25 protein-coding genes and 1 tRNA gene are annotated in these 20,886 nt (G+C 61.3%); 12 read left to right on the forward strand and 14 right to left on the reverse strand.

Features of this window, described 5'->3' with window-relative positions; all coding sequences use genetic code 11:
* Positions 1-7: 7 nt before the first annotated feature.
* Positions 8-1,594 (reverse strand): glutamine-hydrolyzing GMP synthase, encoded by a 1,587-nt coding sequence (gene guaA, locus KR52_RS02170; protein WP_038551877.1) that lies wholly within the window; start codon positions 1,592-1,594, stop codon positions 8-10.
* A 32-nt stretch (positions 1,595-1,626) separates the two neighbouring features.
* Entirely contained in the window at positions 1,627-2,733 is a 1,107-nt protein-coding gene (gene cbiD / locus KR52_RS02175) for a cobalt-precorrin-5B (C(1))-methyltransferase CbiD (RefSeq protein WP_038551880.1), read from the reverse strand.
* Positions 2,734-2,771: 38 nt separating this feature from the next.
* On the opposite strand from cbiD, the gene KR52_RS02180 reads away from it, so the two are divergent.
* Positions 2,772-3,920, forward strand: a complete 1,149-nt coding sequence (locus tag KR52_RS02180) for an alanine--glyoxylate aminotransferase family protein (protein WP_038551883.1) — start codon at positions 2,772-2,774, stop codon at positions 3,918-3,920.
* Positions 3,921-3,952: 32 nt separating this feature from the next.
* A tRNA-Gly gene (locus tag KR52_RS02185) sits at positions 3,953-4,024 on the forward strand.
* Positions 4,025-4,045: 21 nt separating this feature from the next.
* Here the strand turns inward: KR52_RS02185 and KR52_RS15045 are convergent.
* From KR52_RS15045 to KR52_RS02195, 3 genes are all read right to left on the reverse strand, one after another.
* Positions 4,046-4,258: a hypothetical protein gene (locus KR52_RS15045; RefSeq protein WP_071840262.1), complete on the reverse strand. Its 213-nt coding sequence runs from the start codon at positions 4,256-4,258 to the stop codon at positions 4,046-4,048.
* A 119-nt stretch (positions 4,259-4,377) separates the two neighbouring features.
* Complete coding sequence (locus KR52_RS02190) at positions 4,378-4,596, reverse strand: hypothetical protein (protein WP_038551887.1); 219 nt, start codon at positions 4,594-4,596, stop codon at positions 4,378-4,380.
* A gap of 38 nt (positions 4,597-4,634) precedes the next feature.
* Positions 4,635-4,958 (reverse strand): hypothetical protein, encoded by a 324-nt coding sequence (locus tag KR52_RS02195; protein ID WP_038551890.1) that lies wholly within the window; start codon positions 4,956-4,958, stop codon positions 4,635-4,637.
* A 66-nt stretch (positions 4,959-5,024) separates the two neighbouring features.
* On the opposite strand from KR52_RS02195, the gene KR52_RS02200 reads away from it, so the two are divergent.
* On the forward strand, positions 5,025-5,555 hold the full coding sequence (locus tag KR52_RS02200) for an AbrB family transcriptional regulator (RefSeq protein WP_256382200.1): 531 nt from the start codon (positions 5,025-5,027) through the stop codon (positions 5,553-5,555).
* A 32-nt stretch (positions 5,556-5,587) separates the two neighbouring features.
* A complete protein-coding gene (locus KR52_RS02205) occupies positions 5,588-5,986 on the forward strand; it encodes a DUF6554 family protein (RefSeq protein ID WP_038551896.1) in 399 nt (132 codons plus the stop codon).
* Between the two features lie 339 nt (positions 5,987-6,325).
* Here the strand turns inward: KR52_RS02205 and KR52_RS02210 are convergent, their stop codons facing one another.
* Positions 6,326-7,936 (reverse strand): DEAD/DEAH box helicase, encoded by a 1,611-nt coding sequence (locus tag KR52_RS02210; protein WP_173402183.1) that lies wholly within the window; start codon positions 7,934-7,936, stop codon positions 6,326-6,328.
* A gap of 155 nt (positions 7,937-8,091) precedes the next feature.
* On the opposite strand from KR52_RS02210, the gene KR52_RS02215 reads away from it, so the two are divergent.
* Both KR52_RS02215 and KR52_RS02220 read left to right on the forward strand, forming a co-directional pair.
* On the forward strand, positions 8,092-8,487 hold the full coding sequence (locus tag KR52_RS02215; RefSeq protein ID WP_038551900.1) for an HNH endonuclease: 396 nt from the start codon (positions 8,092-8,094) through the stop codon (positions 8,485-8,487).
* 203 nt (positions 8,488-8,690) lie between these two features.
* The gene (locus KR52_RS02220; protein WP_038551903.1) at positions 8,691-9,644 is read left to right on the forward strand and encodes an SDR family oxidoreductase; all 954 of its coding nucleotides are present in this window, start codon (positions 8,691-8,693) and stop codon (positions 9,642-9,644) included.
* Here KR52_RS02220 and KR52_RS02225 read toward each other — a convergent pair.
* Positions 9,598-9,807 (reverse strand): hypothetical protein, encoded by a 210-nt coding sequence (locus KR52_RS02225; RefSeq protein WP_253912432.1) that lies wholly within the window; start codon positions 9,805-9,807, stop codon positions 9,598-9,600. The two genes, KR52_RS02220 and KR52_RS02225, sit on opposite strands and share 47 nt — an antisense overlap.
* Between KR52_RS02225 and pdxA the strand changes: the two genes are divergently transcribed.
* Entirely contained in the window at positions 9,788-10,804 is a 1,017-nt protein-coding gene (gene pdxA / locus KR52_RS02230) for a 4-hydroxythreonine-4-phosphate dehydrogenase PdxA (RefSeq protein WP_038551909.1), read from the forward strand. The genes KR52_RS02225 and pdxA overlap by 20 nt on opposite strands.
* Positions 10,805-10,806: 2 nt before the next feature.
* Here the strand turns inward: pdxA and accB are convergent, their stop codons facing one another.
* Both accB and efp read right to left on the reverse strand, forming a co-directional pair.
* On the reverse strand, positions 10,807-11,286 hold the full coding sequence (accB, locus tag KR52_RS02235; protein WP_038551911.1) for an acetyl-CoA carboxylase biotin carboxyl carrier protein: 480 nt from the start codon (positions 11,284-11,286) through the stop codon (positions 10,807-10,809).
* Positions 11,283-11,846 (reverse strand): elongation factor P, encoded by a 564-nt coding sequence (efp, locus tag KR52_RS02240; RefSeq protein ID WP_011363074.1) that lies wholly within the window; start codon positions 11,844-11,846, stop codon positions 11,283-11,285. Before efp ends, accB begins: the two co-directional genes overlap by 4 nt.
* A gap of 65 nt (positions 11,847-11,911) precedes the next feature.
* Between efp and KR52_RS02245 the strand changes: the two genes are divergently transcribed.
* Both KR52_RS02245 and thiL read left to right on the forward strand, forming a co-directional pair.
* Positions 11,912-12,988 carry a peptidylprolyl isomerase gene (locus KR52_RS02245; protein WP_038551914.1) on the forward strand — a complete coding sequence of 359 codons (1,077 nt, stop codon included), beginning with the start codon at positions 11,912-11,914 and terminating at the stop codon, positions 12,986-12,988.
* Positions 12,985-13,971 carry a thiamine-phosphate kinase gene (gene thiL, locus KR52_RS02250; protein ID WP_038551917.1) on the forward strand — a complete coding sequence of 329 codons (987 nt, stop codon included), beginning with the start codon at positions 12,985-12,987 and terminating at the stop codon, positions 13,969-13,971. The genes KR52_RS02245 and thiL overlap by 4 nt, the downstream gene beginning before the upstream one ends.
* 67 nt (positions 13,972-14,038) lie before the next feature.
* Here thiL and gap read toward each other — a convergent pair whose 3' ends face one another.
* The gene (gene gap, locus KR52_RS02255; RefSeq protein WP_038556735.1) at positions 14,039-15,064 is read right to left on the reverse strand and encodes a type I glyceraldehyde-3-phosphate dehydrogenase; all 1,026 of its coding nucleotides are present in this window, start codon (positions 15,062-15,064) and stop codon (positions 14,039-14,041) included.
* A gap of 160 nt (positions 15,065-15,224) precedes the next feature.
* Here gap and murC point away from each other — a divergent pair, with 160 nt between their 5' ends.
* The 3 genes from murC to KR52_RS02270 are packed head-to-tail and all read left to right on the forward strand — an operon-like array spanning position 15,225 to position 17,899.
* A complete protein-coding gene (gene murC, locus KR52_RS02260; RefSeq protein WP_038551921.1) occupies positions 15,225-16,634 on the forward strand; it encodes a UDP-N-acetylmuramate--L-alanine ligase in 1,410 nt (469 codons plus the stop codon).
* Positions 16,631-17,533 (forward strand): UDP-N-acetylmuramate dehydrogenase, encoded by a 903-nt coding sequence (gene murB / locus KR52_RS02265; protein WP_038556738.1) that lies wholly within the window; start codon positions 16,631-16,633, stop codon positions 17,531-17,533. The genes murC and murB overlap by 4 nt, the downstream gene beginning before the upstream one ends.
* 24 nt (positions 17,534-17,557) lie before the next feature.
* The gene (locus KR52_RS02270; RefSeq protein ID WP_038551924.1) at positions 17,558-17,899 is read left to right on the forward strand and encodes a YbaB/EbfC family nucleoid-associated protein; all 342 of its coding nucleotides are present in this window, start codon (positions 17,558-17,560) and stop codon (positions 17,897-17,899) included.
* On the opposite strand, the gene rsgA is transcribed toward KR52_RS02270, so the two are convergent.
* From rsgA to grpE, 4 genes are read right to left on the reverse strand one after another with little or no spacing between them, the layout of a single operon-like run.
* Positions 17,874-18,755, reverse strand: a complete 882-nt coding sequence (gene rsgA / locus KR52_RS02275) for a ribosome small subunit-dependent GTPase A (RefSeq protein ID WP_038556740.1) — start codon at positions 18,753-18,755, stop codon at positions 17,874-17,876. The genes KR52_RS02270 and rsgA overlap by 26 nt on opposite strands.
* Positions 18,756-18,780: 25 nt before the next feature.
* Complete coding sequence (locus KR52_RS02280) at positions 18,781-19,008, reverse strand: sulfurtransferase TusA family protein (protein ID WP_038551928.1); 228 nt, start codon at positions 19,006-19,008, stop codon at positions 18,781-18,783.
* Positions 19,005-20,135: a molecular chaperone DnaJ gene (gene dnaJ / locus KR52_RS02285; protein ID WP_038551930.1), complete on the reverse strand. Its 1,131-nt coding sequence runs from the start codon at positions 20,133-20,135 to the stop codon at positions 19,005-19,007. Before dnaJ ends, KR52_RS02280 begins: the two co-directional genes overlap by 4 nt.
* Positions 20,135-20,800, reverse strand: a complete 666-nt coding sequence (grpE, locus tag KR52_RS02290; RefSeq protein WP_038551933.1) for a nucleotide exchange factor GrpE — start codon at positions 20,798-20,800, stop codon at positions 20,135-20,137. Before grpE ends, dnaJ begins: the two co-directional genes overlap by 1 nt.
* Positions 20,801-20,886 lie beyond the last annotated feature (86 nt).

The following is a 20,886-nucleotide window of genomic DNA, read 5'->3' on the forward strand; positions in this document are numbered from 1 at the left end:
CACACCATCACTCCCACTCAATCGTGCCGGGGGGTTTGCTGGTGATATCGAGCACCACCCGATTCACTCCCTTCACCTCATTCACGATCCGGTTAGAGATGGTCTCCATCAGGTCGTAGGGAAGCCGGGACCAATCGGCGGTCATTCCGTCTTCACTGGACACACAACGCAGCACGATCGGCCAGGCATAGGTGCGTTTGTCGCCCATCACGCCAACGGAACGCACAGGCAACAGCACCGCAAAGGCCTGCCAGATGTCGTGATACAGCCCAGCCTCCTTGATTTCCTGACGCACGATCAGGTCAGCATCACGCAAACAATCCAGCTTCTCGTCGGTGACTTCACCCAAGATGCGGATGGCCAGACCTGGCCCCGGGAAGGGATGGCGGCGCACGATCTCCTCGGGCAGGCCGAGGCTGCGGCCCACCTTGCGCACTTCGTCCTTGAACAGCTTGCGCAGGGGCTCCACCAACTTGAACTGAAGATCCTTGGGAAGACCGCCCACGTTGTGATGGCTCTTGATCTTCACAGCAACCCGCTCGCCGGTCTTGGGATCGACATTGGTGCCAGCGCTTTCGATCACATCGGGGTAAAGCGTGCCCTGGGCCAGGTAATCGAAGGGTCCAAGCCGCTTGCTCTCCTCTTCGAACACCCGAATGAACTCGGTGCCGATGATCTTGCGCTTCTCCTCCGGATCGGTGATGCCCTTCAGCTTGCTGATGAACCGCTGGCGCGCATTGATGTACTCCACATGGATGTTGAACTTCCGGTCGAAGAAGTCCATGAGGAACTCGGGCTCACCCTTCCGCATGAAGCCCTGGTCGATGAACATGCAGGTGAGCTGATCACCGATCGCTTTCTTCAGCAGAAAGGCGAGGGTGGATGAATCCACACCGCCGGAGAGGGCCAGCAAGACGCGCTTGTCGCCCACCTGCTCCCGCACCAGGCCAACGGCCTCGTCAATGAACGCCGCGGTGGTCCAATCCGGATCACAACCGCAAACGTGATAAACGAAATTGCGGATCAGGGCCATGCCGCAGGTGGAATGCACCACCTCGGGGTGGAACTGAACGCCGTAGAGCTTGCGCTGCAGGTGCGCCACCGCCGCCTCCGGTGTGTTGGCCGTGTGGGCCAGGCGCACGAAACCCTCGGGCAGCGCCTTCACCGAGTCGCCATGGCTCATCCACATCGTCGAACCGTTGTCGACATTGGTGAGCAGATCCGTGGGGTCATCAACCTCAAGGGGTGCTTTGCCGTATTCGGCCTTGCCGGTGGCGGCCTCCACCACACCACCCAGCTGCTGCACCATCAGCTGCATCCCGTAGCAAACCCCCAGCACGGGGATGCCCAGATCCCAGATGCCGGGATCGCACAGGGGCGCATGTTCTGCGTACACCGAACTGGGGCCACCGCTGAGGATGATTCCCTTCGGGGCCATGCGCCGCAGCTCTTCCGCCGACGTGCTGTAACCGAGCACCACCGAAAACACCTCGGTCTCCCGCACACGGCGGGCGATCAGCTCGGAATACTGCGAGCCGAAATCAAGGATGACGATGGCCGGCTGACGCTGACCGTCGGAGGAGTACTGGGACATCAATCCGGAAATGTGTCGCCTTGCGACAACCGTCAATCCATCAGCGTAAAGAAGCGCTTCACCGCCACCGGTCCTAGCCAGCGCAGGCTGCGGCTCCGATCGAACAGCGCCGCACCGATCCGCATCGTCCAGTCGCCGTAGCGGGCCACATAGACCTGACTGCGCCGCTCCACCGTCGCGGCCAGATGCTGGCCGAGGGCGCTGGACTGATCAGCCTCCAACGCCTGGAAGGCCTCCTCAACGGATGCTGCACCACGAAGCTGCAGCAACTGGGCCGCCGGCAGGCCGGCATCCAGCCCCAGTGCCACCAGCACCTCCAAACGGCCATCGGCCAGGTGGTGATGGGTATGAAAAATGCCGCCGGCCAGCTTGATCAATTTGCCGTGGTAACCGATCAGCAGCAGATCGCGAACACTGGCCTCCGCCGCGGCCACCAGCACCGGCCCGACCCAGTTCCCCACCTTGAGCACGGGCCCCAGACCCTGCTGACGGGCCAGATCCAATCCGTTCTCTCCAATCACCAGCACGAGGCGTCCCTGAAAGGCCGGTTCTCCAGCGAGTGCCTGCAGCTCTGCAAGCACCTGCTGCAATTGATCCGGTGCCGCGCTGCGCTGCACCTCCGCCTGGGTGCCGATCAAGGCGAGACCATCCACAACGCCGAAGGCAGCATTGCTGGTGCGTTGGGCCAAACTGCGCCCCAACGGAAGAATCGGTTGCACCAGCAGGCCCCGGCCCGGCGTCAACAGAGGCAGCAGATTGCGCTCCAACAGCTCACGGGCGAAGCCGGAGAGGCAAATGTCTCCCTCAGGGCCAAACCGACCCACCCCTTCTCCGGCCTGCAGCTCGAGCACCGGCTGGGATGAGGCGATCCAGGCCACCCGCACCCAGATTTCGAGATCCCGCGTCAGATCCAGGCCAGGCCCTGGATCACAACGGCTGATTCCCAGGGCCTGGCCATCCGCCAAGGGAGCTGCCGAACAAACCGGCACCTGCAGCAAGGGTTGATCCGACCCCTGGTTCAACTGCTGCTCAGCGTTAAACGGTTCACCAAGCAACACCTGCAAGGCAGCCTTGGCCGCCGCCGCCACCCACACCGGCAGGGTCAATCCGGGGCTGGAGAGGGCGATGGGACCAGACAAGCTGTTTTCTAGAGTCGCCGATTGGCATCCCCCGCGCCATGCAGGACAAGCTCACCCTGATGATTCCGGGCCCCACCCCGGTGCCGGAAACGGTGCTGAAGGCCATGGGTCGTCACCCCATCGGCCATCGCAGCGGGGAGTTCCAGGCCATCGTGCGACGCACCACCGAACAGCTCAAGTGGCTGCACCAGACGACGAGCGACGTGCTGGTGATCACCGGAAGCGGAACAGCTGCCATGGAGGCGGGAATCATCAACACCCTCAGCCGCGGCGACAAGGTGCTCTGCGGCGACAACGGCAAGTTCGGCGAACGCTGGGTCAAGGTCGCCCGCGCCTACGGACTTGACGTCGAGGTGATCAAAGCGGAGTGGGGCCAACCTCTCGATCCGGAAGCCTTCCGCTCGGCGTTGGAAGCCGACAGCGCTAAAGCGATCAAAGCCGTGATCCTCACCCACTCGGAAACCTCAACAGGGGTGATCAATGACCTGGAGAGCATTGCCCGTCACGTGAAGGCCCACGGAACGGCCCTAACCCTGGCGGACTGCGTCACCAGCCTGGGTGCCACCAACGTGCCCATGGACGCCTGGGGACTGGATGTGGTGGCTTCAGGCGCACAAAAGGGCTACATGCTTCCCCCGGGCCTCAGTTTTGTGGCCATGAGCGCACGGGCCTGGGAAGCCTACGAGCGCTCCGATCTGCCCAAGTTTTATCTGGATCTGGGCCCCTACCGGAAAACAGCGGCGAAGGACAGCAACCCCTTCACCCCCGCGGTGAACCTCTACTTCGGCCTGGAAGCTGCTCTGGACATGATGCAGAAGGAAGGCCTGGAGGCGATTTTTGCCCGTCACGCCCGCCATCGCGCTGCCGCCCAGGCAGGCATGAAGGCGATTGGCCTGCCCCTGTTTGCCGCCGAGGGTTGCGGCAGCCCAGCCATCACAGCAGTGGCCCCCGAAAGCATCGATGCCGAACAGTTGCGCAAAGCCGTAAAGGAAAAATTCGACATTCTTCTCGCTGGTGGACAAGATCATCTCAAAGGTCAGGTGTTCCGCATCGGCCATCTCGGCTATGTCTGCGACCGGGATGTATTGACCGCCGTCGCTGCGATTGAAGCCACCCTTCAATCCCTTGGCCTGCACAAAGGCAGCATGGGTGCGGGGGTCGCTGCAGCATCAGCGGCGCTTGGCTAGAACACAGGTGGTGAGAGCGATCTCGCCCCGCTGCGGGTGTAATTCAGTGGTAGAATGTCAGCTTCCCAAGCTGAACGTCGCCGGTTCGAGTCCGGTCACCCGCTTGAAGAAACTTCGGATCAACCTCAGGAGCGAGGTTTGATCAATTGAAGAACCTGAGGTCCGGTACATCCAGCGCGACGTTCCTGTCCCAAAGCCTGCAATATCAAAGAAGCCGCTTCATTGATCCGACCATCCTCTGCACATTGACGAGCACTTGCAAACAAGGCTTTAGATGCTGATTCGTGGTCCTGACGTTGTTGAGCAGCCGTCTCTGATAGTTTTGTTGTCGTAAGCATCAGGGCCAACGTTCGAATCCCCTTATCAACAACATAGTAGCCCTAGTTGATATTTAGACCATCTCAGAAGCCAAATTCGGAGTTGCTGAACAACAACCGTTCGATGGCTTGAATTCAGGTCAGGTCCCCGGCTCTTCAGCGTTGCCCCCCAGATCCGCAATCCGGTCGCGCAGCTGAGAACATCGACGTTGATCGCCCTTGGCTTCAGCGAGCGCGAGCGCAAACTCCAACTTCTCGAGCTGATGTCCACCTTCGAGAAAGCCTGACCGGGTCCAGATGGTCATGCCATGCAAGGTGCGAGAAGCACAAGCATTGGAGGCAGGGATGGTGGTCGCCATGGTTGCCTTTCTTTTTATTTTGGCACCGTGCACCACCCCTACGCGACATCGCAGCTCAGCTCTGTTTCGTCCTCCTGACCCCAGGACTCGTTCTGAGCAGGCTCATCAGGCAGACCAGCCTCTGACGTCGGAGCCGTGATGTCCAAAAGCTCACGCGTTTCGCGCAACAGGGCTTCAACACCCTCCAGGGTGGAGATCTCTTCATCCGGCACAGCATTCAGATCCTTTTGCTGCTGGCGCAGTTGAAGTTCAAGCGCTTGCTGACGCTGTTCCAGTTTCACCAAACGCTGCGATAGAGCTGTGATGGTTTGAGCGAGATCTTCCGCAGTGCGGGTGATCCGAAAGGACACGGAGGATGTCATCACCGAAAACCTGGTGGTTGCGCTGATGACAACACAGGAGCGCCGTTGTCTCAAGATCAAGCTGACCTGACGCGATCGAGACTGATGCCTTCAATGGTGACGCTGGGGCTGTACCTGCTGGCTGGAACTGCCATCGGACTGCTGGCTTTACTCAGCGGCATTCCCGCTGCTCCTCTGGCGGGGGCCTTGCTGGGTGCTGGCATCGTCAGCATGAGCGGTCAACTGGAAGCAGCCACATGGCCACCGGGAACACGCACGGTTCTTCAAATCGGCATCGGCACCGTGATCGGAACCGGCCTAACTCGCACCTCTTTGGAGCAATTGCAAGTTTTGTGGAAACCAGCGGTTCTGATCACCCTGGCACTGGTGCTGACGGGACTGGTCGTCGGACTGTGGAGCAGCCGTTTGCTCGGCATTGATCCCATCGTGGCCTTGCTGGGAGCAGCGCCAGGAGGCATCAGTGGTATGAGCCTGGTGGGTGCGGAATTCGGCGTGGGCGCTGCGGTGGCGGCCCTCCACGCTGTTCGGCTGATCACGGTGCTGCTGGTGCTGCCGTTGGTGGTGCGGCTGATCGTGCCCTCGACAGCTGGGAGCTGATCGATACCTTGGAATTACTTACTAACACTGTTATGGGTCCCATCAGGTCATCGCTGGTTCTCTCCGCCGCGGCCCTGATCGGTGCTTTGGGCAGTGTCAGTCCCACCGTCAACGCGGCTGAAGCCACCGAGGAGAAGGGCGCCAAGATCTACTGCTTCATGCGTTCCAGCGGCAACGACCACACGGTCAGCTGGAATGCCGCATACGCCGTGATCAAACGCCAGGGCAGTGGCATGTTCAAAACATCTCCCGAGCATGCCTCGGTGATGATTACAGAAGCCGTCGTCAAAGACCCCGGCAATTTCCCCGACTGTGGCCAGTTCCTTGGTGATCTGTTCGGCGGGAACACCCAACCAGCCAACGCCGCCACCCTTGGACAGTCCTCATCCATCCCCAGCAGCACCGACGACACAACGCGCTACAGCTACTGATCACTCAGGGCTTCTGGGTCTGACCCTTCTGGCTGCCGTGTTGCTGGCAGGCTGCCAAACCGAACAGCCCTCAAAACCACCTTCCAACACACCGACAGCACTCGTCACCAGTTGCCTGGGGGACTTCCGGATCGAAGACCTCAAGCTCATGGTCGAACGCTGCGATGAGGCCATTGGTCAGTCACCGGATCAAGCCGAACTGCGTCGGGACCGCGCTCTTATCTTGACTCTGCTTGGCGATCAATCCAAAGCCTGCAATGACGTCGACGCAGCACTATCGCTGCTGACGCAATCAAACCAGCCGATCGATCCGATGCTGCAGCACGAACTCCAAGTGCGTCAGGCCGCCTGCAAACAATCCCGCACCATGGCGGGCAAGGATTGGCGCTCCAATGTCAATCGCCGAGGCCCCATCAACACCTCGATCCGTTCCGCCTTGCTGGCCAACAATCCATCCACCAACTGATCTGCGGCGCCGAGCTGCAGCCAGTGGCAGGTCAGGCCACCGCCCATCCCAAGACGATGACAGCGGTCTTCAGCTTGGTCGAGGTCGCCGGGCGTCCACGGGCGTTCCAGCAACACCACATGTCGAGCCCTGTGAAGGGTGAAGCCGAGGGAACCAGTGCCGAAGGTGGCCAGCAGACAATCGTTCTGACCCTGCTGAAAACGATCCACACACTGCTGACGTTCAGCGGGGCTCTGGCGACCGGTCAACAATTCCCCACCGAGGGTTTGCTGCAAAAGCTGCAACGGAGCCACGAAGCCACTGAACAACACCACCGCTTCCCCTTCTCGACGCAATGACTCGACCAGTTGCTGAGCCGCAGGCAATTTGAATTCAGCTGCGATCTGGCGCATGGAGGTCAGCAAGGCCAGGTGCTCAGCATCCCGTCGCACCTCTCCACGACGGGCTCGACGCCTGTAGTCATCCAGCACCAGCCCAACACGATGATCAAAACCCGTGCTCTCAGCCTCCGAAAGAGCCAAAGGGTGTAGACGCCGCCGCTTGGGTGGAAGGTCCACCACCTGCTGTTTGCGACGATGCAGTATTAAGGGGCGGCTCAACCGCCGCAGCTCTTCCAATTGACTCGCGCCTGTCGCCTGCCACCGTTTACCGGATCGGCTCTCCCGCCAGTGGCCTTGGCAATAACGCTCCTCGAACTGGCGTTGATCCCGCGCAATCGGATGATCCATAGCCGCAAGCAGGGGATACAGCTGAGAGGGGCGACCGTTCTTCATTGGAGTTCCCGTCAGCATCCAGATCGCGCGCAGACGGGGATGACGGGCCAGTCGTAACAAAGCCGCCGTGCGCTGCGCCTTAAGTGACTGGGCGTAATGCGCTTCATCCACCACCAAGAGGGTTCCTGCCGGCGGCAGGTTGTCGGGGAGCCGGGCCCAACTCACCAACTCAAGCTCAACACCAACGGCCTCTGATTCCCGGCGCCAGTGGGGATGCAGGCCGACGGGGGCCACCACAAGCAGACGCACCTCAGCACAACGCATCAGGGCACGGGCCGCCAACAGAGCTGTAAGGGTCTTCCCCAGCCCCATCTCATCCGCCAGAACGGCGCCGCGACGGGCCAGGAGCCAGCGGACCCCGGAGCGTTGATGGCGCAAGGGATGACGACCATCCTGCAGGGCTGTGTCGAGATCCGCCGCAGCCACAAGGGTCCGATGCGATGGCAGCGGTGGCAGGGGGTACTCGCACCAATCAAGCCATTCCTGCAAAGCGGAAGTGATGGGGAAACGCTGTCCCAGGGCCTGTTGAAGCGGATCGGCTGCCGCCAAGGGAAAGTCCCAGCCATGGCTTGGACCGTTCCAGCGTCCCCGAGGCCTGATCCGACGCAACTGGGCCTGGGTCACCGCATCGAAGGGACTGACCACACGAATCAACCCAGCTGGAGAGAGATCCAGACAACAGGTCGTTGTGGGTTTTGGCGGCGTCAACAAGCCCCCACAAACGATCACTTTAAGAAACTCGGTTCAGCGTGCAGGCTTTGAGATCAAGATTCACATCACAGGCGAAGAAACCTTCCAAAATGCAGCGTTCGACACATTGACTGACTTTTCATTCACGGCAGAATCAATCCAACCGATGCATTCGGATGCACAACAGGGACGCGGTTTTTCTCGACGAACTCTGTCCCAAATTACGTGTCCGAAGATGGCGACAGTCAATTCATACATTTACAGGACAAAGTTGTATTTATTGCGGCAAACCTTCGGAGTCAATTGATCACATTCACCCCCGAGCAAGAGGGGGCTTGAGTGTGACCGAAAACTGTGTTCCGGCGTGCTTGGCCTGCAATGGCCGCAAATCTGACGCGGATGTTTTCGACTGGTATCGGCGGCAGCGTTTTTACGATCCACGGCGCGCCATGGCGATTCGCGCCTGGATGGATGGCGACCTCCGGCTCGCCCTTCGATTGCTGCAATGGGCCCAGCCGGATCAACCCATCAGCGAACCGGAAGATTTCCCCGTCGCCGCCCAAGCCGCCTGATCTCTACCAGACTCGGCACACGTCTGGCGAGTGATGCCGCTGGCAAATGGAGGCCTGAACACCGGGGTCTTCAGGGGCCAAGACCACAGCACTGGCGAACAGTGCAGCCGTCAAGATGGCCCGGAGGACAAGAACCCCGGAGCGAGAATGCTGGAGAGACGACGACGTCAAAGCAGTACATTTGATCTAATACAGGTGTACTGATGCTGATCGATCTTGTCAAGCGATCGAGGCCCCTGGCGTCTGACGCCAAGCTGCTGGTGCTGGGGGGTGGATACAGCGGACGTTGTTTGGCCAGTCTGGCCCGCGCCATGGGAACTCCGGTGCTTTGCACCCGGCGCTCCCTCGACGCCACCCACGCTGATCTGCTCTTCGACAGCAACGGTCAGGACCGGCTCGACCCGGGCGCTCTGGAGGGCGTAACCCATCTGCTGTGCACCATCCCCCCGGATCGGGATGGAAACGATCCGGTGTTGTCGAAGCTGCTTGTCACACTCAGAAACCTGCCGCTGCGTTGGGCGGGCTATCTCTCCACGACAGGGGTCTATGGCGATCGTCAGGGCAGCTGGGTGTCCGAGCAGGACGAACCATCGCCGATGCTGGACCGCAGCATCCGCCGCCTGAATTGCGAAAAAGCTTGGCTGCACTCCGGTCTACCGATCCAGATTCTGCGCCTGCCTGGCATCTATGGCCCAGGACGGTCGGTGCTTAACGCCTTGCACCAAGGGCGCGCACGCTTGATCGACAAACCTGGCCAGGTGTTCTGCCGTATCCATGTGGAAGACATCGCAGGGGCCTGCTGGCACCTCATGCATCGCACCGAGCAGGGAACTCCACCGACCATGGATCAAGGGAACCTGGTGAACGTGGTAGATGACCTCCCGGCTCCCACAGCGGAACTGATGCGGCATGCGGCATCCCTGTTGGGTTGTGCCCTACCGCCGCTGGAGCCGTTCGATCAAATCGTGGACAGCTTGAGCCCCATGGCTCAGACGTTCTGGAGCGAGAACCGCCGCGTCAGCAATCACAAGCTCTGCCACGACCTCGGTTACACGCTGCTGCATCCGGACTACTTCAACGGGCTTCAGGATTGTTTGAACCAGGACAGACTCAATCCGCCTGACCTCCACTCCCCCCCTCGATCAACCAACGGTTGAAATCGATACCCTTTCCCTCCTCAGGCACGGGAACACCAACATCTTTGAGGAAGCGAGAGGGATGCAGTTCAATCCAGCCGTAGCGCAGGCCTGAGGCCAATCCCACCAACAGACACCCCAGCAACAGCAAACGCAGCACAGCAATGGGCCCACGTGATTCCATAAACCCTAGGCATGAGCTGGTGATTGCTCTCGGCGATCCCGCTGGGATCGGTATGGAAGTGGTGCTCAAAGCCCTAGCCTCAGCCGAGCTCCCCCACGAGCTCCAACCGCTGCTGGTGGGTTGCAGGCGCAGTCTGCTCCGCACCCACGCGCGACTGCAGCAGCAATCAAACCTCCCCCTGGCTGACCCCGCAGCGCTCAGAATCGACGACCAACCCCTGAAGGCCAACGTTCAACCAGGGCAACCCAGCACCAGCGGAGCCGAGGCTGGATTTCGCTGGCTCACCCGTGCCGTTGAACTGCTTCAGTCACGGGGATCCCGAGCCCTGGTGACCGCCCCCATCGCCAAACATCTCTGGCACGCGGCCGGCCATTGCTATCCCGGGCAGACGGAACGTCTGGCAGAGCTGGCGGGTTGCCAACGCTCCTCCATGTTGTTCACTGCTGTCTCTCCCACCAGCGGTTGGCGCCTGAACACCTTGCTGGCCACCACCCACATCCCCCTCAGCCAGATCCCTGGGGCGCTGACCCCAGACCTGGTGCACCACAAACTGGACGTGCTGCTGGGGTTCTGCCAACGCTTCACGACCACACCACATCTGCGCATCGCCGGCCTCAATCCCCATGCCGGCGAAGCCGGTCAGCTGGGCCACGAGGAAGCCGACTGGCTGCTGCCACTGCTGGATCAATGGCGAAAAGACCATCCTCAGGTGCGTCTGGAAGGTCCCATTCCCCCCGACACCTGCTGGATCAGCGCCGCCCATGCCTGGCAGACCCCGAATCAGCCTGGGCCTGACGGGATCCTGGCCTTGTATCACGACCAAGGGCTGATTCCGGTGAAGTTATTGGCCTTCGATGCGGCGGTGAACACCACCTTGGAACTGCCGTTTCTGCGCACCTCCCCCGACCACGGCACCGCCTTCGACATCGCAGCGCAAGGCATCGCGAGCCCTGAGAGCACGGCAGCAGCCATCAAGGCCGCCTGGGACCTGAGCTGAACTCAGGCCGGCTTGACCCGCATCAGCACCTGACCGAATTCCACCGGCGTGCCGTTGTCCACCAGGATCTCCACCACTTCACCGCCAACCTCCGACTCCAGCTCGTTCATCAGCTTCATCGCTTCAAGGATGCAGACGGTCTGGCCGACATTGATCCGACTGCCCACCTCAACAAAGGCAGGTTCGCCAGGCGCGGGAGCGCGGTAAAAGGTGCCCACCATGGGAGCCGTGACTTCGAGCAGGTCACTGCGGGTTGCGGTGGATGCAGGCGGCGCAGCTGCAGGCTCGACGGGTGCAACGGACGCTGGAGCAGTGGCGGCAACGGGAGCGGGCATGACCGGGGCCATCACAGCCTGGGCCGGCAGGTTGCGACGGATTTCCAGGCGGAAGTCATCCCCTTCCAACCGGAACTCCTGAATGTCGCTCTCGCCGAGCGCCTCCAGCAAGCGGTGCAGTTGTTCGTGATCCAGCTGCATGGTCATCCGTTTTCGCGCCCGAGGTAACTGTCGTTGCGGGTATCCACTTTGATCTTTTCTCCCACAGAAAGGAAGAGCGGAACCATCACCTGGGCGCCGGTCTCCAGAATGGCGGGCTTGGTGCCACCTGTGGCGGTGTCGCCTTTGACGCCAGGATCGGTCTCCTTGATCTCAAGAACCACGGAGTTGGGCAGTTCAACCTCAAGGGGGGTGTCATTCCAGGACACCACGTTCACCTCCATACCTTCCTTGAGGTATTTACGGCTCTCTCCAATCTGGTCGGCGCTGAGGCGAGTCTCCTCATAGGTGGCCATGTCCATGAAGACATAGTCCTCACCTTCCATGTAGGTGTGCTGAAGAGAGGATTTCTCCAGCATCGCCTGGGGAAGCATTTCCCCGGCGCGGAAGGTTTTCTCCACCACGTTGCCGGACTTCACCGCCTTGAGCTTGGTGCGCACGAAGGCAGATCCCTTGCCGGGCTTGACGTGCAAGAACTCGACCACGCGCCAGACGGCCCCATCGATCTCGATCGTGGTGCCGGTGCGGAAGTCGTTACTGGAGATCATTCCCACCGAACGGTTCCTCGGACTATACGGCTGTGCCAAAGTCCCGTCAGCACTGGGGTTCCCCCTTGGTCCATCAGCGTTTGAACGCCGTCCTTGCTGCCCTGATCAGCTTTGCTCTGATCACAACGGCTGCCCCTGCCTGGGCCGGCTTGCCCCAGGGCAATGCTGTGAAAGACCCTGCCGCAATCCTCCGGGACGCGCTGCCGTTTGATCAGGACGACATCCGCGAACTTCAGCATCGGCTGGAGCTCACCAGTGACGATCTGCGGGCCAAACGCTGGACAGCCCTCGGCAAGACGGTGTCCCGCAGTGAAGCGCTGCTCAACACCCGCCGCGACACCATCCTGAGTTCGATCCCAGCGGCCAAGCGCGATACGGCTGAAACGCTGTTGCAGAGGGTGGATCAGGGGCTGGAAGATCTCAAAGAGAAGGTCAAAGCCACCGATAAGCCAGGTTTCATCGCCGATCGACGCAACACGCTGCGCTCCATCGGTGATGTGGAGGCCCTGCTGGTGCCCGACGGCTTTGAACGGGAGATCCCCGCAGAATTCGATGCCCTCCCCAGGCTGAAGGGAAGGGCCACCCTGAGCGTGAGCACCACCCAGGGGGAGCTAACCACCGTGGTGGATGGTTACAACGCCCCCCTTACCGCAGGTGCCTTCGTCGATCTCGCCCTCAAGGGCTTCTACGACGGCCTGCCCTTCATCCGGGCCGAGGACTTCTACGTGCTCCAGAGCGGGGATCCTGAGGGGCCGGAGATCGGCTACGTGGATCCGAAGACCAAGCAGGAGCGCCACGTGCCCCTGGAGATCCGAGTGCCGGGCGAAGACGACACGATCTACAACGAAACCTTTGAGGATGTGGGCCTGTTCAAGGCCACACCGACACTTCCGTTCGCAACCCTGGGCACCCTCGGCTGGGCCCATTCGGACCAGGCCCTCGATGACGGGTCCTCCCAGTTCTTCATGTTTCTCTACGAAGCAGAACTCACCCCTGCTGGCCTGAACCTCGTGGATGGCCGCAATGCAGCCTTCGGTTATGTGGTGGAGGGCTTCGATGTTCTGGAGGAATTGGGCGTTGATGACCGGATCACTGCCGTGAAGGTGATCGAGGGAGCGGAGCAGCTCAAAGCCCACGCATGAGCCCAACCCTGGCGGAGCTGAGTGAAGAGGAGCTGCTGAGGCGGCTAGCCCACTTCGCTCCGCCCGATCAGCTCAGTGACGACACCGCGGCTCTGGCCGCCGACCCCCGCCCCCTGCTGATCAACACCGACGTTCTCGTGGACGGCATCCATTTCAGCGATGGAACGACCACAGCCATGGATGTGGGCTGGCGTGCCGTTGCCGCCAACCTGTCCGACCTGGCCGCCAGCGGTGCCGTCGAGATCGAGGGGATCACCGTGGGCCTGGTCGCCCCAGGACGCACCAGCTGGGACTGGGTGGAGGGGGTGTATCAAGGCATCAGTGCCGTCTTAGACCAGTACGGCGGCATCCTGCTGGGGGGTGACTGCTCCAGAGGAGAGCAGCGACTGCTCTCCATCACAGCCCTTGGCCGTCAAGGACCCCTGCGTCTGCATCGCAACGCAGCCCGCCCCGGCGATGTGCTCGTCACAAGTGGAGCCCATGGTCTCAGCCGGCTGGGGCTCGCCCTGCTGCAAAACGACCCCAACGTCCGTGACATCGCTCTGAGCTTGGCCTTGCGGAACCAAGCGATCGCACGACATCAACGACCGACACCTCGGCTGAAGGACGTCCAGCTGCTGCTGGCCTGCAAGCCGGAGCATCTGCCATGGCGGGCCGGGGGCACCGACAGCAGCGACGGACTTCTCGCGGCCGTCGCAGGACTCTGCAACTCCAGCCGTTGTGGAGCAGTGCTGCGGAACAACCTGCTTCCCGTGAGCGAAGGCTGGCCTGAGGGACCTCCATGGACGGATTGGTGCCTCGCCGGAGGAGAGGACTTTGAGCTGGTGCTGAGCCTTCCCGAAGCCTGGGCCGATGCCTGGCAGCAATGCGTCCCCGAAAGCCAGCGCATCGGCCAGATCAATCCTGAAGCAGGCATCATCCGCTGGGCCCACAACCACGCAAAGGTGGACATGAGCAGCTTTGATCACTTCCGCCAGCCATAGGCGACGGCGCCTAAACAAAAAAATCCCCCCCTGGATGGGAGGGATCAAGAGGGCGATCAGCTGACGATCACTTCCAGTTCTTGGCCACCACTTCGGCCAGATCAACAACACGCTGGCTGTAGCCCCACTCGTTGTCGTACCAGGCCAGGATCTTCACGGCCTTGTCACCCATGGCGTAGGTGAGGTCGGCGTCAAAGATGGTGGATTCGTTGGTGCCGGCGTAGTCGGTGGAAACCAAAGGCAGGTCGCTGTATTTGATGATCCCCTTCATGCCGTTCTCAGAAGCCGACTTGATCGCGGCCTTGATGTCGTCGACGCTGGCGGCGCGGGAGGGACCGAAGGTGAGGTCAACAGCGGAGACGTTCGGAGTGGGAACGCGCATGGCGAAGCCAGTGAGCTTGCCCTTCACTTCGGGGTAGACCAGAGCCACGGCCTTGGCCGCACCGGTGGTGGTGGGGACCATGTTCAGTGCCGCAGCACGGGCGCGGCGCAGGTCACGGTGGCTGTTGTCCAGGATCCGCTGGTCGCCGGTGTAACTGTGGATGGTGGTCATCAGACCCCAGTCAAGGCCGAAGTTCTGATCCAGAACCTTGACGATCGGAGCCAGACAGTTGGTGGTGCAGCTGGCGTTGCTGAGGATGTCCCAATCTTCATGGCGGTACTGGTCGTCGTTGACGCCCACCACGAAAGTGCCGACGCGATCACCCTTGCCGGGGGCGGTGAGGATGACCTTCTTCGCGCCAGCCTGGATGTGCATGCTGGCCTTCTCATCGGTGTTGAACACACCGGTGGACTCGATCACCAGATCAACACCCCACTCCTTCCAGGGGCAGTTGAGGGGATTGCGGTCGGCGAAGAACTTGATCTCCTTGCCGTTGACGAACATCGAGCTGTCCGTGGTCTTGATGTCCACGGAAGGATCCAAACGACCAAGGATGGAGTCGTAGGTCAGCAGATGTGCACTGGTGGCAGGGTCGGACGTGGAGTTCATCCCCACGATTTCCAGACCGGTGTCAGCACCACGGCTGATCCAACCCCGCAGAACATTGCGACCGATCCGGCCGAATCCATTGATCGCAACGCGCAGGGTCATGGCAGAAGCGGCAAAGCCGCGCAAGGGTTTTGGCCGCCGATCATACAGAAATCAGCAGAAATACCTTGTTCAGGCCCATTGAGATTGACGCTATCCCTGTCTCAGATCAGCAGACAAGCGGCGATAGCTGGCCTATCTTTCCCCAGTCCGAATCCTTCCGTTGCCGCGCCTGCTCGACCGTCAGACACCAGTCCACTTCATCGGTGTCGGGGGAATTGGCATGTCGGCCCTGGCCCGGATTCTGGTCGACCGCGGACACCCGGTCAGCGGCTCGGACCCCCGTGACAATGCGACAACACAACAACTGATGACCCTGGGGGTCAAGGTCTACCGCCAGCAGAATGAAAGCTGCATTGACGCCGTCACGGGACCGACCAATGCCTGTTCACCGGTGGTGGTGATCAGCACTGCCATTCCCGAGAGCAATCCGGAACTGCAACGGGCCCGGCAGCAGGGTCTCGAGATCTGGCATCGATCCGATCTTCTAGCGGCTCTGATCGAGCAGCAACCCTCCATTGCGGTGGCCGGCAGCCATGGCAAGACAACCACCAGCACCTTGATCACCACGTTGCTGCTGGAGGCCGATCAAGATCCGACCGCTGTCATCGGCGGCATCGTTCCCCGGTTGGGCAGCAATGGTCATTCCGGCCAGGGGAAATTGCTCGTAGCCGAAGCGGATGAATCCGATGGATCCCTGGTGAAATTCAGCCCCAGTCTGGGCGTGATCACCAACCTGGAGCTGGATCACACCGATCACTATTCCAGCCTCGACGATCTGATTTCCACCTTGCAACGCTTCGCGGGCGGTTGCGATCGCGTGTTGGCCAACCACGACTGCCCGATCCTGCAGGAACACTTCCAGCCGACGGCCTGGTGGTCCAACGAAAGTGCCGAAACGGTTGACTTCGCCGCCCTGCCCCTGAGCCTCGAGGGCGATCGCTGCATCGCCCGCTTCTATGAAGCGGGGCGAGCTGTCGGCGACTTCACCCTGCCGATGGCCGGGCTGCACAACCTGAGCAATGCAACAGCCGCTTTGGCCGCCTGCCGGATGGAAGGTCTTCCCTTCGACCAACTCGTGGAAGGTCTCGCGGGACTGAAAGCACCAGGACGCCGGTTTGATCTTCGGGGCACCTGGAAAGGCCGTCACATCGTTGACGACTACGCCCACCATCCCAGTGAGGTGAAGGCAACCCTGAAGATGGCACGCCTGATGGTGAGCAGTGGCCGCAGTCCGCTACCCACAGCGCCGCAACGTCTGCTGGCAGTGTTCCAGCCCCACCGCTACAGCCGCACCCAGCAGTTCCTCGATGGTTTTGCCCAAGCCCTGCAGAACTGTGATCTGCTGCTGCTGGCTCCTGTCTATCCCGCAGGAGAGCAACCGCTGCAGGGCATCTGCAGCAAGGCCCTGGCGGATCGGGTCCACAGCCTGAAACCCGATCTGAAAATCGCCGTTGCCGACAACCTCGACGAACTCACCGACCTGGTGAAGCAGCACAGCCGCGAACAGGATCTCGTCCTGGCCATGGGCGCTGGCGATGTGAATGGACTGTGGGCAAGGCTGACGTCATGACTCCATGCGATGCCCGCCGGCCCCAGGCCGGAGCCAGCCTTGCGGAATTCACCACGTGGCGGGTGGGAGGAAACGCCGAATGGCTGGCGGAACCCACCAGTCTTGAAGAAACACAAGGCTGGGTTCAATGGGCCGCTCAACAGGGCATGCCCTGCCGCGTCATCGGTGCTGGATCGAATCTGCTGATTCACGATGACGGCCTGCCCGGGCTCTCGCTCTGCCTGCGCAAACTTCAAGGGATGCAGATCGATGCACTCAGTGGAACCATTGAGGTGCTCGCCGGCGAACCGATCCCGTCGATGGCACGACGGGCTGCACGCGCTGGGCTGCATGGCCTGGAGTGGGCGGTTGGCATCCCTGGAACCGCAGGCGGTGCCGCTGTGATGAATGCAGGCGCCCAAGGAGGCTGCACAGCGGAATGGTTGGAGTCAGTGCGGGTCATGCCGCTGAAGGGAGGCGACTGCTTTGAGCTTCAGCGGGATCAACTGAACTTCGCTTACCGCCACAGCCGACTGCAAGACAACGACCTCGTGCTGTTGTCCGCACGGTTCCGCTTGGAGCCCGGTCGCGATCCGGACGAACTCAAACGGGTCACCAGTGCGAATCTCAGCCACCGCACCACCACGCAGCCCTATCAACAACCCAGCTGCGGCAGTGTCTTCCGCAATCCCGAACCGCTCAAGGCCGGACGGCTGATCGAAGAGCAGGGGCTGAAGGGAACCCGGATCGGCGGCGCCGAGATCTCAACCGTGCATGCCAATTTCATCGTCAACACCGGTGTTGCCCAGGCGAAGGACATCGCCCAGCTGATCCACCTGGTGCAGGACCGCATCGAAGCCGAGCACGGAATTCGTCTGCACCCCGAAGTGAAGCGGCTGGGATTCGCTTCGGCGGCTTAACCTTCCGGCTCCCACAGGATCGCCATGGCAGGGTTCGGACTCCCCAATTTCGGCCAGCTCACCGAAGCCTTCAAGAAGGCCCAGGAGATTCAGCAGAACGCTCAGGCCCTGCAGGACGAACTGGACGGGATGGAGATCGAAGGCCAGAGCAGCGATGGCCGTGCCAGCGTTTGGCTGTCGGGCAACCAGCAACCCCTGCGGGTGCGGCTGGACCCAGCCCTGCTGCAGGAGGGACAACAGGCCAGCGAAACGGCCACCCTGGAAGCCCTGCAGGCGGCCTATGAGCAGTCCACCACCACGATGAAGGGCCGCATGGAAGAACTCACAGGTGGCTTGAACCTCAACCTCCCCGGGATGGGCGGCTGAGGCTGCACTGCTCCACCAGCGCGGCCTTGTAAAGCGGATAACGCTCCCAGTCCTTGGACACGCCGCAACCGGGCTCGCCGCGATGCAGGCAGTCCCTGAACCGGCAGGGCCAGGGATCCAGTTGCTGCCGGAGCTCCGGGAACAGAATTCCCAGTTCCTGGGGATCATCCGGCAGGTCAGGACGGTTGAACCCAGGGGTGTCAGCCACCCTCGAGCTGGGTCCCAGAGGAAACAGCTCCACATGCCGGGTGGTGTGGCGACCGCGCTGCAGCCGTCCGGACACCGCTGCAGTCCGCAGTTGAAGAGCAGGGCACAGCTGGTTCAGCAGGCTGCTCTTACCGACACCAGAAGGCCCGCACAGCACCGACAATTGGGCAGCAGCCAAGCGTTGCCGTAGGGCATCCATGCCCGTTCCAGCGACGCTGGAAAGCGCCAGAGGGTTATATCCCCAACCCTTCAACCGGGTCATGAGCCGATCAAGAGCTGGAGGTGAAAGGAGGTCTGTTTTGGTGAGCAGAAGGATCACCTCCAGCCCCGTCCGTTCCGCTGTCAACAGGAAGCGACTCGCCTGATCAGGGTCGAACCTGGGCTGCTCGACCGCCAACACCACTGCCACCAAGGAGGCATTGGCCACCGGGGGCCGTGAAAGAAATCTGTCGCGCGGCTCCACATCAACCACAACAGCGCGTGCCTGACCTGGATCGATCGCCTCAACCACGACCCGGTCACCCACGTAGACCGCTGCTCCCCGATGGCTCAATCGGGTGCGTCGAGTGCAGAGCAGTCGGCCTGGACATCCGACAGGTGCGGCATCCAGCTCAACCTCCAGATAGTTGGCCTGAAGCGCCACCACCATCCCGGATGCCACCGGACTGCCGGTATCAGGCACCGCGGATCACCTCGATGGTGATGGCATCCGTCGTTTGATCAATGCACTCCACACGATGGCCTGCATCCCTCAAGCCTGGAAGAACCATGGCCTCCGGCTCACCCCGATCGAGGCACACCATCAGGCAGTCACCGGAGCTCATTTGCTCAAGGGTCAGCTTGCAGCGAATGAAGTTCACAGGACAGGGCGTTCCCCGCAGGTCCAGGGAACGCCTCATCATCCCTTCTGACCGAACAAACGAGCGAACAGACCGCTGTTGTGATGGTGGTGCTGCTTGCCGCGAGCGGAATGATGACCCGCCAGCTGTTCAAGGAGATCCCGCTCGGTATCACTGAGCCGCTTCGGTAGGTCAACGGTGACCGTTACACGCTGATCACCTCGCGCCACCGGATTCCCAAGTTTGGGGATGCCCTGGTTCGGCAACGTAAGCAACGTAGCGGGCTGGGTGCCGGAGGGGATGTTCAACTCCTTGGTTCCATCCACGGTTTCCACTTCGATGGTGTCGCCAAGAATCGCCTGGAGGTAACTGACCTTCACCTCGGAGAGGATGTTGAGGCCATCCCGCTTCAGGCGTGGGTGATTGCGAACGGTGAGAAAAACATAAAGGTCACCGGACGGGCCTCCACGGGGTCCCGCATTGCCTTCACCCGAGACCCGCAGACGGGTTCCAGTGTCCACCCCGGCGGGAATGTTGATCCGCAACTTCTTGCGCACCTGCTTGACGCCCTGGCCCCCACAGGAGGCGCAGGGATCGGCAATCACCTGGCCACTCCCACCGCAGGTGGGACATTCGGCAACCTGGGTAAAGCTGCCGAAGGGAGTCCGCGTGGCACGGCGCACCTGACCAGCACCGCCGCAGGTACCGCAGGTGGTAGGACCACTGCCCGCCTTGGCACCACTGCCACCGCAAGTGTCACAGGTCTCCAGATGCGGGATCTTGATCTCCTGCTCCTGGCCGAACACCGCCTGATCGAAATCAATCGTCAGGTCGTAACGAAGATCATCCCCCTGCTGGGGTCCCTGACGCCGCGGCCGACCACCACCTCCGGGTCCACCAAAGCCCTGAAAAAAGGTCTCGAACAGATCCGCAAATCCGCCCATGTCCCCCATATCCGGGGCACCGGCCGCGCCTCCGAGGCCGGCTTCACCGAACTGGTCGTAACGGGCGCGGGTCTGGGGATCACTCAGCACCTCGTAAGCGCGACCAATTTCCTTGAAACGATCTTCAGCGCCGGGATCTTTATTGATATCGGGGTGGTACTGACGCGCCATACGCCGATAAGCCCGCTTGAGACTGTCGGGATCCACATCCCGACTGACACCCAGCAGGTCGTAAAAGTCGGCCATCAGGCCTCCTCCTCCATCTGATCCGGTGTGGCTGCAGCTGACGTTGGGTCGGAAGGGCCGGGCCCCATCGACACCTTCACCATCGCGTGACGCAGCACACGCCCGTCGCGGTGGTAGCCACGCTGGAGCTCCTCACACACCACATCCTCAGCAAACTCAACGCTTTCCTCCCTCAGCACCGCCTCATGAAGGTTCGGGTCGAAGTCCTGACCAACCACCTCCATCCGTGCCACCCCCTGCTGCTTCAACACATCCACCAGTTGCTTGTAGAGACCCTGATAACTGCGATGCAACGCCTGAGCTTCTTCACCTTCGGGATTGAGCTGCTGACGGGCTCGCTCGAAATTGTCAACGACCGGAAGGATCTCGGTGAGGGTCGAACAGACCAACTGCTGACGCATGTCGTCCTGATCGCGGCTCTGGCGCTTACGGAAATTATCGAAATCCGCAGCAATTCGGACGTACTGGCTGTTGAGCGTCTCATGCTCCTGCTTCAGCGTGTTGAGCTCCTGTTCAAGCTGCTGCATCCGCGCCGCGGGATCCAAGACTCCGGCTTCCTGGTCGCAAGTGGGTTCTGGAGTATCCGGAGCTGCCTCCGGAGTAGCAGGGGCATCACCGGACACGACGGTCTGATCCTGCTCTGGAATGGAGGCGTCGCCGCTCATGCTGACCGCTCAGTGTTTGCTGCCTATACATGTTGAAGGTCAACGCTCACCTCCCACAAGCTGCGGAAGCCCGCACCTCGATCTCA

It is taken from the genome of Synechococcus sp. KORDI-52, assembly GCF_000737595.1.
Taxonomy (GTDB): domain Bacteria; phylum Cyanobacteriota; class Cyanobacteriia; order PCC-6307; family Cyanobiaceae; genus Parasynechococcus.